10 protein-coding genes are annotated in these 13,077 nt (G+C 73.7%); 9 read left to right on the forward strand and 1 reads right to left on the reverse strand.

Annotation, left to right across the window (positions count from 1 at the left end; genetic code table 11):
- Nucleotides 1-41: 41 nt before the first annotated feature.
- Nucleotides 42-1,808, reverse strand: a complete 1,767-nt coding sequence (locus AC07A6_RS11220; RefSeq protein WP_478776932.1) for a dolichyl-phosphate-mannose--protein mannosyltransferase — start codon at nucleotides 1,806-1,808, stop codon at nucleotides 42-44.
- 67 nt (nucleotides 1,809-1,875) lie between these two features.
- Between AC07A6_RS11220 and rsmI the strand changes: the two genes are divergently transcribed.
- The 9 genes from rsmI to AC07A6_RS11265 all read left to right on the forward strand — a co-directional run bounded on the left by rsmI (nucleotide 1,876) and on the right by AC07A6_RS11265 (nucleotide 13,069).
- Nucleotides 1,876-2,772 carry a 16S rRNA (cytidine(1402)-2'-O)-methyltransferase gene (rsmI, locus tag AC07A6_RS11225; protein ID WP_386271443.1) on the forward strand — a complete coding sequence of 299 codons (897 nt, stop codon included), beginning with the start codon at nucleotides 1,876-1,878 and terminating at the stop codon, nucleotides 2,770-2,772.
- 160 nt (nucleotides 2,773-2,932) lie between these two features.
- Nucleotides 2,933-3,424 (forward strand): hypothetical protein, encoded by a 492-nt coding sequence (locus tag AC07A6_RS11230; RefSeq protein ID WP_478776933.1) that lies wholly within the window; start codon nucleotides 2,933-2,935, stop codon nucleotides 3,422-3,424.
- Between the two features lie 33 nt (nucleotides 3,425-3,457).
- Complete coding sequence (locus tag AC07A6_RS11235) at nucleotides 3,458-4,366, forward strand: TatD family hydrolase (protein ID WP_362459226.1); 909 nt, start codon at nucleotides 3,458-3,460, stop codon at nucleotides 4,364-4,366.
- Between the two features lie 146 nt (nucleotides 4,367-4,512).
- Nucleotides 4,513-5,997, forward strand: a complete 1,485-nt coding sequence (locus tag AC07A6_RS11240) for a ubiquitin-like domain-containing protein (RefSeq protein WP_478776934.1) — start codon at nucleotides 4,513-4,515, stop codon at nucleotides 5,995-5,997.
- Nucleotides 5,994-6,905 carry a 16S rRNA (adenine(1518)-N(6)/adenine(1519)-N(6))-dimethyltransferase RsmA gene (gene rsmA, locus AC07A6_RS11245; protein ID WP_362459220.1) on the forward strand — a complete coding sequence of 304 codons (912 nt, stop codon included), beginning with the start codon at nucleotides 5,994-5,996 and terminating at the stop codon, nucleotides 6,903-6,905. Before AC07A6_RS11240 ends, rsmA begins: the two co-directional genes overlap by 4 nt.
- Nucleotides 6,902-7,807, forward strand: a complete 906-nt coding sequence (locus AC07A6_RS11250; protein WP_362459218.1) for a 4-(cytidine 5'-diphospho)-2-C-methyl-D-erythritol kinase — start codon at nucleotides 6,902-6,904, stop codon at nucleotides 7,805-7,807. The genes rsmA and AC07A6_RS11250 overlap by 4 nt, the downstream gene beginning before the upstream one ends.
- A gap of 177 nt (nucleotides 7,808-7,984) precedes the next feature.
- Nucleotides 7,985-9,397: an acyltransferase family protein gene (locus AC07A6_RS11255; RefSeq protein WP_478776935.1), complete on the forward strand. Its 1,413-nt coding sequence runs from the start codon at nucleotides 7,985-7,987 to the stop codon at nucleotides 9,395-9,397.
- 28 nt (nucleotides 9,398-9,425) lie between these two features.
- A complete protein-coding gene (locus AC07A6_RS11260; RefSeq protein WP_285341292.1) occupies nucleotides 9,426-11,225 on the forward strand; it encodes an ABC-F family ATP-binding cassette domain-containing protein in 1,800 nt (599 codons plus the stop codon).
- Between the two features lie 188 nt (nucleotides 11,226-11,413).
- Complete coding sequence (locus AC07A6_RS11265) at nucleotides 11,414-13,069, forward strand: outer membrane protein assembly factor BamB family protein (RefSeq protein ID WP_478776936.1); 1,656 nt, start codon at nucleotides 11,414-11,416, stop codon at nucleotides 13,067-13,069.
- Nucleotides 13,070-13,077: the final 8 nt, after the last annotated feature.

Consider the following 13,077-nt stretch of genomic DNA (forward strand, 5'->3'; position numbering starts at 1 on the left):
TTCAAAGAACCTGTGAGGGGACCTTACCTCTCAGTAATGGGTCAGATCCAGGTGTCCAGCCACATCCGGCCACGCCACGAGTCCATGGGCAGGGTCTGGCCGGTGTAGATCGGCCAGAAATAGATGAAGTTCCAGATGATCAGGAGGACGAGGACGCCCGCGCCGATCGCGCCCACCGTGCGCCGCCGCTCCGAGGAGCCCGCCGGGCCCAGCAGGGCGCCCACCAGCATCGCCACCGCCAGGCACAGGTAGGGGACGAAGACCACCGCGTAGAAGTAGAAGATGGTCCGCTCCTGGTAGTTGAACCAGGGCAGCAGGCCGGCGCCCAGCGCGCACGCGATCGCGCCCGCCCGCCAGTCGCGGCGGAAGAACCACCGCCACAGCACGTACAGCAGCGCGAAGCAGCCCGCCCACCACAGCAGCGGCGTGCCGAGGGCCAGCACCTCGCGGGCGCACTTGCCGGCCTCGGACGCCGGGCAGCCGTCGGTGCCGGGCGCGGGGGACTCGTAGAAGTAGGAGACGGGCCGGCCCAGGACCAGCCAGCTCCACGGGTTCGACTCGTAGGTGTGGCCGGAGGTCAGGCCCACGTGGAACTTGTAGACCTCCGTCTCGTAGTGCCACAGGCTGCGCAGCCACTCGGGGAGGAAGGACAGCGGGCTGTTCTGGTCGTACTTGGCGGCCCAGTCACGGAAGTAGCCGCCCTTGCCGTCGTCCGGGCTGAGGATCCAGCCCGTCCACGAGGCCAGGTACACGGCGATCGCCACCGGCACCGTCGACAGGAAGCCGGGCAGCGCGTCGCGGCGCAGCATCGCCGCGTACGGGGCGCCCGCGCCGGCGGTGCGGCGCGCGGCCGCGTCCCACAGGACGGTGAGGATCCCGAAGAAGGCCAGGACGACGAGGCCGTTCCACTTGGTGCCGAAGGCCAGGCCGAGGCAGACGCCGGCCAGCAGCCGGTACGGGCGCCAGCCCAGCCGCAGGGTCTCGGCGACCGTGACGTCGGGGTGGGCGCGGCCCTCGTCGTCGACGGGCAGGGCGGCGGCGAGTCTGGCGCGCGCCTTGTCCCGGTCGACGACCAGCGCCCCGAAGGCCGCCAGGACGAAGAACATCAGGACCAGGTCGAGCAGTGCGGTCCGGCTCATCACCAGGTGCAGCCCGTCGACCGCCAGCAGCGCGCCCGCCAGGCAGCCGAGGAAGGTGGAGCGGAAGAGCCGCCGGCCGATGCGGCAGACCATCAGCACCGAGAGGGTGCCGAGCAGCGCCGTCATGAACCGCCAGCCGAAGGGGGTGAAGCCGAACATCCACTCGCCGAGGCCGATCACCCATTTGCCGACGGGCGGGTGCACGACGTAGCCGGGATCCAGGGGGAGCGGTACCGCGTCGGGATTCGCCAGGATCGACTTGTCGACATCCTTGGGCCAGCTGGCTTCGTAGCCCTGCCTGATGGTGGCCCACGCGTCCTTGGCGTAGTACGTCTCGTCGAATATCACCGCCTTGGGGCTGCCCAGGTGCGTGAACCGCAGCACCCCCGCCACCAGCGTGACCAGCAGCGGCCCCGCCCAGGCCATCACCCGCTGCCAGGTCCGCCGGCCGGACTCGGGGATGCCGAGCGCCGTCCACAGCTGCGCGGACGGCCGGGCGTACGGGGGCACGAGGCGGGTGCGGACGTCGGTCACCGGTGCGGCCGGCGCGTAGCCGAACCCGCGCAGGCGGCGCAGCCACACGGGCGGCTCGTAGTCGGAGTCGCCTCCGCCCGGCCGGACGGGCGGGGCCCCCGCGGGGCTGGGCGGCGGCGTCGCGGTACTGGTCACCGGATCATCGTAGGGAACGCCCCTGTGGAGCCCCAGCCCCCACGAGCCCCAATGAGAGGATGGGCCGGTGACAGCTGAACAGCCCCGCGGTGCCGAAGCCTCCTCCTCCCACGGCGTACTCGTCCTCGCCGGGACCCCCATCGGTGATCTCGCCGACGCCCCGCCCCGGCTCGCGGCCGAGCTGGAGCGGGCCGACGTGATCGCCGCCGAGGACACCCGGCGGCTGCGCCGGCTGACCCAGGGGCTCGGTGTGCACACCACCGGGCGCGTCCTGTCGTACTTCGAGGGCAACGAGTCCGCCCGCACCCCCGAACTGGTCGAGGCCCTGGAGGCCGGCCGGCGGGTGCTGCTGGTGACCGACGCCGGGATGCCCTCGGTCTCCGACCCCGGCTACCGGCTGGTCGCCGCCGCCGTCGAGAAGGACATCAAGGTCACGGCCGTGCCCGGGCCGTCCGCCGTGCTCACCGCGCTCGCCCTGTCCGGGCTGCCGGTGGACCGCTTCTGCTTCGAGGGCTTCCTGCCGCGCAAGGCGGGCGAGCGCCTGGGCCGGCTCCGCGAGGTGGAGGGCGAGCGGCGCACCCTCGTCTACTTCGAGGCCCCGCACCGGCTGGACGACACCCTGGCGGCCATGGCCGAGGTGTTCGGCGCCGGCCGGCGGGCCGCCGTGTGCCGCGAGCTGACCAAGACCTACGAGGAGGTCAAGCGCGGCGGACTCGGCGACCTCGCCGCGTGGGCGGCCGAGGGCGTGCGCGGCGAGATCACCATCGTGGTGGAGGGCGCCCCCGCGGCCGCGCCCGGCGACGTCGACGACGAGGAGCTGGTGCGCCGCGTGCGCGTGCGCGAGGAGGCCGGCGAGCGCCGCAAGGAGGCCATCGCGGCGGTCGCGGCAGAGGCCGGCGTACCCAAGCGAGAGGTCTTCGACGCGGTCGTCGCGGCAAAGAACGCGACACAAAAGATGCCGTAGGTCGGTAAAGAGCTAACCTGAAAAGCAAAGCTCAGACCGCGCACCGGCCCCTTTGGGCATGACTCGGCCAAGGACCGTCCATTACTGGACAGGGCCTGATGCGCTCCCGCCCGAAGAGGCGTCCACTGGCAATGGCACCAGTGGAACAAGAGGAGCTGGCATGAGTGAGATCGCAGACACCCCGGTACCCGTCACGGCCGCGGCACCGGCACCCGTTCCCACCTCCGGCGTGCAGACCGTGCACGAGGCTTACTCGTTCGCGTGCATGAAGTGCGGCTACGGCTGGGAGCAGGCGTACGCGATAGAGCACCACGTCGACGGCAAGGGCGAGCCGTTCATCATGTACACGGTGAACGGCGAGCGGGTCCCGTCCCCGCTGTCGAACCCGACCTGCCTCAACTGCGGCGGACACGTCGTACGGATCATGCGCGCGGGCCAGGTCTCCACGGTGCTCGGCACGATCGACCGGCTCTACCACCACCGCATCGCCCCCGGGATCGCCGGCCCCGTACCGGCCGGCGAGAACGCCCCCCGCCCGCCGAAGCAGCGCCGGACGCCGTCGCACGACTCGCCGGGGCCGGTGGCCGTGGACGCGTCCGAGCGGCGCCGCGGGCCGCTGTCGCGCCTCCTCCGCTTCTTCGGGCGGTCGTAGGAGCCCTCGCGAGGGCGGTCATAAGATCGGCTCATGAGCTCTAGCCCCTCCTCCCCGGCCGCCGCCGCCAAGGCCGCGTCGAAGGACGTCCCGCCCCCGCTGCCCGAGCCGCTGCGGGTGGCGGTGGCCGACTCGCACACCCACCTCGACATGCAGTCCGGCACCGTCGAGGAGGGCCTCGCGAAGGCCGCGTCCGTGGGCGTGACCACCGTCGTCCAGGTGGGCTGCGACGTGAAGGGCTCGCGCTGGGCCGCCGAGACGGCGGCCGCGTACGCCAACGTCCACGCCGCCGTGGCGCTCCACCCGAACGAGGCCCCCCGCATCGTCCACGGCGACCCCGACGGATGGTCTCGGCAGGGCGCCCGCCCCGGGGGCGGACAGGGCGCGCTCGACGACGCGCTCGCCGAGATCGAGGCGCTGGCCGCACTGGACCACGTCAAGGCGGTCGGCGAGACCGGCCTGGACTACTTCCGCACCGGCCCCGAGGGGATGGCCGCGCAGGAGCGTTCCTTCCGGGCCCACATCGAGATCGCCAAGCGGCAGGGCAAGGCCCTCGTCATCCACGACCGCGACGCCCACGCCGACGTCCTGCGCGTGCTGCGCGAGGAGGGCGCCCCCGAGCGCACCGTCTTCCACTGCTACTCCGGCGACGCCGAGATGGCCCGCGAGTGCGCCGCCGCCGGCTACTACATGTCCTTCGCCGGGACCGTCACCTTCAAGAACGCCGCGCCGCTGCGCGAGGCCCTCGCCGTGGCCCCGCTGGAACTGGTGCTGGTGGAGACCGACGCCCCGTACCTCACCCCCGCGCCCTACCGCGGACGGCCCAACGCCCCGTACCTCATTCCGCTGACGGTCCGCGCCATGGCCGCGGTCCGCGGCATCGACGAGGACGCCATGGCCACCGCCCTCGCCGCCAACACCGCGCGCGCCTTCGACTACTGACCCGCCGCCGGCCCCGCTCCACCCCGTCCTTCGCGCAGCAGTTCGCCCGACACGCTGGGTAGTCGAACGGCTTTGGTGCGTGATGCCCCCTGCCGCTAGGGTGCCGTGCCCGAGCAGCCGGGGGCCGGACCAGTGGAGCGAGCGACGTGAGCGAAACGCAGGGCAGTCACCGCCGTGCCCCGTGGCCGGACACCGCCCCCGGCCCGGACCCGCACGACGCCCCGTACGCGGGCCCGTACGCCGACCCGTACGACGCGCCGCCGCACGAGGAGACGTACGCGGACCCGCCCGCGGACCCGTACGGCGCCGCCGCCCCCGAGCCGCAGGTCCCCGCCCCCCGCGGCGAGGGCCGCCGGGCCGCCCGCCGCCGCGCGGCCGCCCCCGCCGGCGGCCGCCGCCGCGCCACCACCGCGGAACCCCCGCCACCGCCGGCCCCGGCCCCGGCCCCGGCCCCGGCCCCCGGCGCCGGATCCGGCCGCCGCAGGCGCTCCGCCCCCGCCTCCGCCCCCGCCCCGGCCGGCCGCGCCGCCGCCCCCTCCCGCGACAGCTGGCGGCGCATCGTCCCGCAAGCCCTCGTCGTCGCCTTCCTGGCCGGCGGCACCACCGCCTTCGTCGCCGCCGACAAGGCCGTCCGCCTCACCGTCGACGGAGTGCCCCGCACCCTCCACACCTTCGCCGGGAACGTCGACGAACTCCTCGCATCCGAAGGCCTCGGCGTCGGCCCCCACGACCTCGTCGCCCCCGCCCCCGGCTCCGCCCTCGACGACGGCCAGCAGGTCGTCGTCCGCTACGGCCGCCCCCTGCGCCTCACCCTCGACGGCACCACCCGCCAGGTGTGGACCACCGCACGCACCGTCGACGGCGCCCTGCGCCAGCTCGGCGTCCGCGTCGAGGGCGCCTTCCTCTCCGCCCCCCGCACCGCCACCGTCCCCCGCTCCGGCCTCACCCTGGGCGTGCGCACCGAACGCGGCGTCACCTTCATGGCCGACGGCCGCGAACGCACCATCCGCACCAACGCCGCCACCGTCAAGGAAGCCCTCGACCAGGCCGGCATCACCCTCCACGGCCAGGACACCACCTCCGTCCCCCCGGACTCCTTCCCCCGCGACGGCCAGACCGTCACCGTGCTGCGCATCACCGGCACCCGCGAAGTCCGCGAGGAACGCATCCCCTACGAGACCGAACGCGTCGAGGACGCCGGGCTCTTCGCCGGCACCGAGGTCGTCGAGCGCGTCGGCCGCCCCGGGGCCCGCCGGGTCACGTACGCCCTGCGCACCGTCAACGGGGTCCGCCAGCAGCCCCGGAAGATCGCCGAGGAGGTCGTCCGGGAGCCCGTCAGCCAGCGGGTCCTGGTCGGCACCAAGCCGCTGCCCACCTCCGTCGCCGGCGCCGACGGCCTCAACTGGTCCGCGCTGGCCCAGTGCGAGTCCGGCGGCCGCCCCTCCGCCACCGACCCGTCCGGCACCTACGGCGGCCTCTACCAGTTCGACGTGAGCACCTGGCAGGCCCTCGGCGGCAGCGGCCGCCCGCAGGACGCGCCCGCCTCGGAGCAGACGTACCGGGCGAAGAAGCTCTACGTGCAGCGGGGGGCGAGTCCGTGGCCGCACTGCGGCCGTAGGCTTGAGCGGTGAGCACCGCAGAGCAGCAGCCCCACGAGACCTCCGAGGTCCCTTCCGACGCCCTCCTCGGGCCGGCCGACATCCGAGAGCTGGCCGCCGTCCTCGGCGTCCGCCCGACGAAGCAGAAGGGCCAGAACTTCGTCATCGACGCCAACACGGTGCGCCGGATCGTGCGCACCGCCGAGGTGCGTCCGGACGACGTGGTCGTGGAGGTCGGACCGGGCCTCGGCTCGCTGACGCTCGCGCTGCTGGAGGCCGCCGACCGGGTGACCGCCGTCGAGATCGACGACATCCTCGCCGCCGCGCTGCCCGCCACCATCGAGGCGCGGATGCCGCACAAGAAGGACCGGTTCGCGCTGGTCCACTCCGACGCGATGCTCGTCACCGAGCTGCCCGGCCCGGCGCCGACCGCGCTCGTCGCCAACCTCCCCTACAACGTGGCCGTGCCGGTCCTGCTCACGATGCTCGACCGCTTCCCGAGCATCGAGCGGACCCTGGTCATGGTGCAGTCCGAGGTCGCCGACCGGCTCGCCGCCCGCCCCGGCAACAAGGTGTACGGGGTCCCCTCGGTCAAGGCCGCCTGGTACGCGGACGTCAAGCGCGCCGGGGCCATCGGCCGCAACGTCTTCTGGCCCGCGCCGAACGTCGACTCCGGACTCGTCTCCCTCGTGCGCCGCACCGAGCCGGTGAAGACCACCGCCTCCAAGGCCGAGGTGTTCGCGGTCGTCGACGCCGCGTTCGCGCAGCGCCGCAAGGGCCTGCGCGCCGCGCTCGCCGGCTGGGCCGGATCGGCCGCCGCCGCCGAGCAGGCGCTGACCGCCGCCGGCGTCTCCCCGCTGGCCCGCGGCGAGTCCCTGACGGTCGAGGAGTTCGCCGCGATCGCCGAGCACAAGCCCGCCGTCGAGAGGCCCGCGCTGTGAGCGCGAGCGTGACGGTACGCGTCCCCGCGAAGGTCAACGTCCAGCTGGCGGTGGGCGCCGCCCGCCCCGACGGCTTCCACGACCTCGCCAACGTCTTCCTGGCCGTCTCCCTGTTCGACGAGGTCACCGCGACCCCGGCCGACGCGCTGACGGTGACCTGCGAGGGCCCCGACTCCGACCAGGTGCCGCTGGACCGCAGCAACCTCGCGGCCCGCGCCGCCGAGCTGCTCGCGGCCCGGGCCGGCATCGAGCCTGCCGTCCACCTCCACATCGCGAAGAACATCCCCGTCGCCGGCGGCATGGCCGGCGGCAGCGCCGACGGGGCGGGCGCGCTGCTGGCGTGCGACCTGCTGTGGAAGCTGGACACCCCGCGCGAGGAGCTCCTGGAGATCTGCGCGGAACTGGGCAGCGACGTCCCCTTCAGCCTCGTGGGCGGCGCCGCGCTCGGCACCGGCCGCGGCGAGTTCCTGACCCCCGTGGACGCCGGCCGGTTCCACTGGGTGTTCGCGGTCGCCGACGGCGGCCTGTCCACCCCGGCGGTGTTCCGCGAGTTCGACCGGCTGACCGCCGGTACGGACGTGCCCGCCCCCGAGGCCTCCCCGGCGCTGCTCGCGGCCCTCGCCTCCGGTGACGCCGACGCGCTGGCCGCCGTACTGCCCGGCTCGAACGGCCTCCAGGCCGCCGCGCTGTCGCTGCGCCCGCAGCTGGCCGCCACCCTCGCGGCGGGCGCCGACGCGGGGGCGCTGGCCGGGCTGGTGTCCGGGTCGGGGCCGACGACGGCGTTCCTGGTCCGGGACGCGGAGTCGGCCGCGAAGGTCGCCGCCGCGCTGGAGGCCTCCGGCACCTGCCGCGCCACCCGCGTCACCTCCTCCCCGGCGCCGGGGGCCACGGCCGTCTCCTGAGGCGCCGTCCCGTGCCCGGCCGGGCCTGGCCGTGCGCCGTCCCGGGCACGGCCGCCGGGCACGGACGGCGCACGGCCGGCGGGCGTGCCGGGCACGGTACGGGCGCCGGGTACCTAGTGCGCGGATGAGTACCCGCGCCCTGTCGCCGCACCGGGCGCGCCCGCGACCGTAGTGAGCATGACAGTCAGCGCACGCGCCATGGCCGCCGCCACGCCCGCCTCCCGCGACCGGTACGTGGACCTGCTCCGGGTCGCCTCGCTCGCCACCGTGGTGTGCGGGCACTGGCTGATGGCCGCCGTCAGCACCGACGGCATAGGGAACCTGCTCGCGCTGGTGCCCCCGCTCCAGGTGCTCACCTGGGGGCTCCAGGTCATGCCGGTGTTCTTCTTCGTCGGCGGGTTCTCGCACGCCCTGTCGTACCGCTCGCTGGAACGCCGCGGCGAGGGCCGGCCCGTCTACGCGGCCTTCCTGCGCGCCCGCCTCCAGCGGCTGCTGCGGCCCACCCTGGTGTTCGTCCTCGTCTGGGCCGCGCTCGCACTGCTCGTGCAGCTCGCCGGGGCGGACGGCGGCCGGCTGGCCGGTGCCGCGCTGCGGATGGTCACGCAGCCGCTGTGGTTCATCGGGATCTACCTGGCGATGGTGGCCCTCACCCCGCCGCTGCTGCGGCTGCACGCCCGCTGGGGCTGGGGCGCCTTCGCCGCCCTGGCCGGTGCCGCGGCCCTGGTCGACGTACTGCGCTTCGCGCTCGGCACGCCCTACGCGGAGTTCCTGAACTTCGCCTTCGTCTGGCTCGCCGTGCACCAGCTCGGCTTCCTGCGCGCCGACGGCCGCATCACCCGTCCCGCGCTCCTCGGCGCCGCCGGGCTCGCCGGGGCCGTGCTGCTGGTGGCGGCCGGACCGTACCCGCTGTCCATGGTCGGGATGCCGGGGGAGAAGGTCTCCAACATGGCCCCGCCCACCCTCGCCCTGCTCTGCCACGGCATGTGGCTGGTCGGCGCGGTCCAGCTGCTCGCGCGGCCCGCGACGGCGTGGCTGGCCCGGCCGCGGGTATGGCGCGGGGTCGTCGCCGCCAACGGCGTCGCCATGACCGCGTTCCTGTGGCACCTCACCGCCATGCTCGGCGTGTACGCCGCCCAGCTCGCCGCCGGCCTGGCACTGCCCGAACCGGCCACCGCCGCCTGGTGGGCGCAGGTGCCGCCGCGGATCCTGCTCGCCGCCGCCCTCACGGCCGCGCTCGTGGCCTGCTTCCGCCGCTTCGAGGCACCCCGCCCGGCGCCGGCCGCGGTACCCGCCGCCCCGCCCGCCGCCCAGGCCGCCCCGCCCGCCGCCCAGGCCGCCCCGCCCGCCGCCCGGGCCCGGACCGCGGAGGCGGCCCCCGGCAGCGGGCCCACCGCCGCCCTGGGCACCACCCTGTGCCTGCTGGGCATCCTCGGCCTGTCCATGACCGGCCTCGGCGGGCTCCTGGAGGGCCACACCGCCGTCCTGATCGCCTTCCCGGTGACCGCACCCGCCGCCATCGGCATGGCAGTGGGGGGCGCCTGGCTGGTGGAACGTTCCGCGTCGGCCCGGAGGGTTAGGCTGAGGGGCTGATCCACACCCTTTCCCTGGAGCGCGTCTGATGGCCGTCAATCTGGTCAATGTCGAGGCAGTCAGCAAGGTGTACGGCACCCGTACCCTGCTCGACGGCATCTCCCTCGGCGTGTCCGAGGGAGACCGGATCGGCGTCGTCGGCCGCAACGGCGACGGCAAGACCACCCTGATCCGGATGCTGGCCAAGCTGGAGGAGCCCGACTCCGGCCGCGTCACCCAGAGCGGCAGCCTGCAGATGGGCGTGCTCACCCAGCACGACTCCCTCGACCCGGCCGCCACCATCCGGCACGAGATCATCGGCGACATGGCCGACCACGAATGGGCCGGCAACGCCAAGATCCGCGACGTCCTCACCGGACTCTTCGGCGGCCTGGACCTGCCCGGCTTCGGCCAGGGCCTGGACACCGTCATCGGCCCGCTGTCCGGCGGCGAGCGCCGCCGCATCGCGCTCGCCAAGCTGCTCATGGCCGACCAGGACCTCCTCGTCCTCGACGAGCCCACCAACCACCTCGACGTCGAGGGCATCTCCTGGCTGGCCGGCCACCTCCAGGCCCGCCGCTCCGCCCTCGTCTGCGTCACCCACGACCGCTGGTTCCTCGACCAGGTCTGCACCCGCATGTGGGACGTGCAGCGCGGTGACGTCTTCGAGTACGAGGGCGGCTACAGCGACTACGTCTTCGCCCGCGCCGAGCGCGAGCGGATCGCCGCCACCGAAGAGGCCAAGCGGCAGAACCTGATGCGCAAGGAGCTGGCCTGGCTGCGCCGCGGCGCCCCCGCCCGCACCTCCAAGCCCCGCTACCGCATCGAGGCGGCCAACGAGCTGATCGCCGACGTGCCGGAGCCGCGCGACAAGTCGGAGCTGATGCGCTTCGCCAACGCCCGCCTCGGCAAGACCGTCTTCGACCTGGAGAACGTCACCGTCCAGGCCGGCCCCAAGACCCTGCTCAAGCACCTCACCTGGCACCTCGGCCCCGGCGACCGCGTCGGCCTCGTCGGCGTCAACGGCGCCGGCAAGACCTCCCTGCTGCGGGCCCTCGCCGAGGCCGCCCGCACCCAGGGCGAGGCCCAGCCCGCCGAAGGCTCCGTCACCGTCGGCAAGACCGTGCGCCTGGCCTACCTCTCCCAGGAGGTCGGCGAGCTCGACCCCTCGCTGCGCGTCCTGGAGGCCGTCCAGCGCGTCCGCGACCGCGTCGACCTCGGCAAGGGCCGCGAGATGACGGCCGGCCAGCTGTGCGAACAGTTCGGTTTCACCAAGGAGAAGCAGTGGACGCCGGTCGGCGACCTCTCCGGCGGCGAGCGGCGCCGGCTGCAGATCCTGCGCCTGCTGATGGACGAGCCCAACGTCCTCTTCCTCGACGAGCCCACCAACGACCTCGACATCGAGACCCTCACCCAGCTGGAGGACCTCCTCGACGGCTGGCCCGGCTCGATGATCGTGATCTCCCACGACCGGTTCTTCATCGAGCGCACCACCGACACGGTGATGGCGCTGCTCGGCGACGCGAGCCTGCGGATGCTGCCGCGCGGCCTGGACGAGTACCTGGAGCGCCGCCAGCGGATGATCGAGGCCGCCGCCCCGGCGCCGGCCCCGGCCGCGGCCGCCAAGTCGACGTCCTCCGGGGACTCGCGCGCCGCGAAGAAGGAGCTCCAGAAGATCGAGCGGCAGCTCAACAAGATGTCGGACCGCGAGACGAACCTGCACGCCCAGATCGCCGAGCACTCCACCGACTACGACAAGGTCGCCAAGCTCGACGCGGAGCTGCGGGAACTGATCTCCGAGCGCGACGACTTGGAGATGCGCTGGCTGGAACTGGCCGAGGAGGCCTGAGTCCAGGGGGCCCGCGAGGGCCCCGGAACACGTCGGCCGGACGCATAACGGCCGTGTCACGGGCCGGTCCTCCCTTGGGAACAGGGGTGCGACCGGCCCGGTGCGTACCGGCCACGAGTGATACAAAGGGTCGGTTCTTTTCGATCTCCCGGACCGCCCCCACCGCCCGAAACCGAAGGTATGCGCTGATGACCGAGCCGCCCCAGCCGCCGAACCAGCCGCCGTCCCCTTCCGGTTACGGGCACCTGCCCGGACCGCCGCAGCCGGGCTACGGCTACCCGCCGCAAGGCCCCAACCCGTACGCGCAGCAGCCGCCCACGGTGCCGCAGCCGCTCGCCCAGCAGGGCGGGTACGGCTTCCCGCCGCCCGGGCCGGGGATGCCCCCCGGCCCGCCGGCCCCCGGCGGACGGGGCGGCCGGCGCAAGGGCGCGGTCATCGTCGCCGCGGCCGTCGCGGGCGTCCTCGTACTCGGCACCGGCGCCTGGTTCACCTTCCTGAGTGACGACGATTCCAAGAAGCCCGCCGCGCAGCCCTCGGCGCCCGCCGACCCCAAGCCGGCCGGCTCCCCGTCCGTGGACAAGGGCGACGGCAGCGGCAACGGCATGGGCGAGCAGACCGACCTCAACGCGGGCCGCAAGCCCGGCGAGGACAAGGCGCTGTGGCTCAAGACGGCCAAGCTCCTGGCCGACGGCGACACGGGCATCCCCGCCCCGGCGATGTGGGTGGCCGGCGACAGCGTCGTCAAGACCGTCGGCAAGTCCGTCATCGCCTACGCCGTCACCGACGGCAAGGAGAAGTGGAAGGTCGACTTCAAGACGGAGATCTGCGGCTGGGCCGAGCAGACCACCGCCGACGGCAAGACCGTCCTCGCCCTCAAGGACGGCGAGGGCTCCAACGCCACCTGCAACCAGATGAAGCTCTTCGACCTGAAGGCCGGCAAGGAGGGATGGACCAAGGAACTCGCCAAGGAGAACCTCTTCGACGGCGGCGGCTCCGTCTCCATCGCCCTCACCGGCGACGTCTTCGCCGTCAACCGGATGGCCACCACCACCGTCCACAAGCTCGCCACCGGCGACAAGCTCTTCTCCGGCGCCGCCCCCGAGGGCTGCCAGCCGAGCCAGTACGCCGCGGGCAACGGCAAGCTGCTCGGCATCGCCCTGTGCATGGACGCCGACAAGACCATCGAGATCCAGGACGCCGACCCGGTCACCGGCAAGAAGACCTGGTCCTACCGGCTCCCCAAGGGCTTCCGCGTCACCAGCGTCCTGTCCGTCTCCCCGATCGTCCTCGACATCAGCAACCGGGACCTCAACAACGCGGACGACAACAAGCGGGCCATCATCTCCCTGACGCCCGACGGCAAGAAGCGCGCCAGCATGTCCGCCGAGGGCTCCTTCGAGACCAACTGCAACGCCGGCAGTTCCGACAACCTCCAGGGCTGCGGCAACTCCGTCGTCGACGGCGACACCCTCTACCTGCGCACCACCACCAGCAAGGGCACCGACAACGAGGTCGTCGCCTTCGACCTCGCCACCGGCAAGGCCAAGTGGCGCCAGAAGGCGGGCGACAAGCGCAACTGGTACCCGGTCAAGGCGGCGAACGGCCAGCTCATCGCCTACCGCGCCGGCGCCCTGCGCGAGCCCGGCGAGATCGTCTCCATGGCGGCCGCGGGCGGCCAGCCCAAGACGCTGCTGCGCATGCCCTCCGGCCCCTCCGCGAACATCGAGAGCTCGATGGTCACCTTCCAGGTGCGGGCCTTCGAGGACGGCCGGTACTTCACCTCCGCCACCAGGCTGAACGGCAACAACACGGAGGAGCGGCTCCTGATGGTCTTCGGCAAGTGAACGAGCCC

It is taken from the genome of Streptomyces sp. NPDC044002 (assembly GCF_056434525.1).

Bases quoted from the DNA above. Each gene is read 5' to 3' on its own strand.
- AC07A6_RS11230 (WP_478776933.1), top strand. From the start codon at position 2,933: ATGAGTGAGATCGCAGACACCCCGGTACCCGTCACGGCCGCGGCACCG.
- AC07A6_RS11235 (WP_362459226.1), top strand. From the start codon at position 3,458: ATGAGCTCTAGCCCCTCCTCCCCGGCCGCCGCCGCCAAGGCCGCGTCG.
- AC07A6_RS11255 (WP_478776935.1), top strand. From the start codon at position 7,985: ATGACAGTCAGCGCACGCGCCATGGCCGCCGCCACGCCCGCCTCCCGC.
- AC07A6_RS11260 (WP_285341292.1), top strand. From the start codon at position 9,426: ATGGCCGTCAATCTGGTCAATGTCGAGGCAGTCAGCAAGGTGTACGGC.
- AC07A6_RS11265 (WP_478776936.1), top strand. From the start codon at position 11,414: ATGACCGAGCCGCCCCAGCCGCCGAACCAGCCGCCGTCCCCTTCCGGT.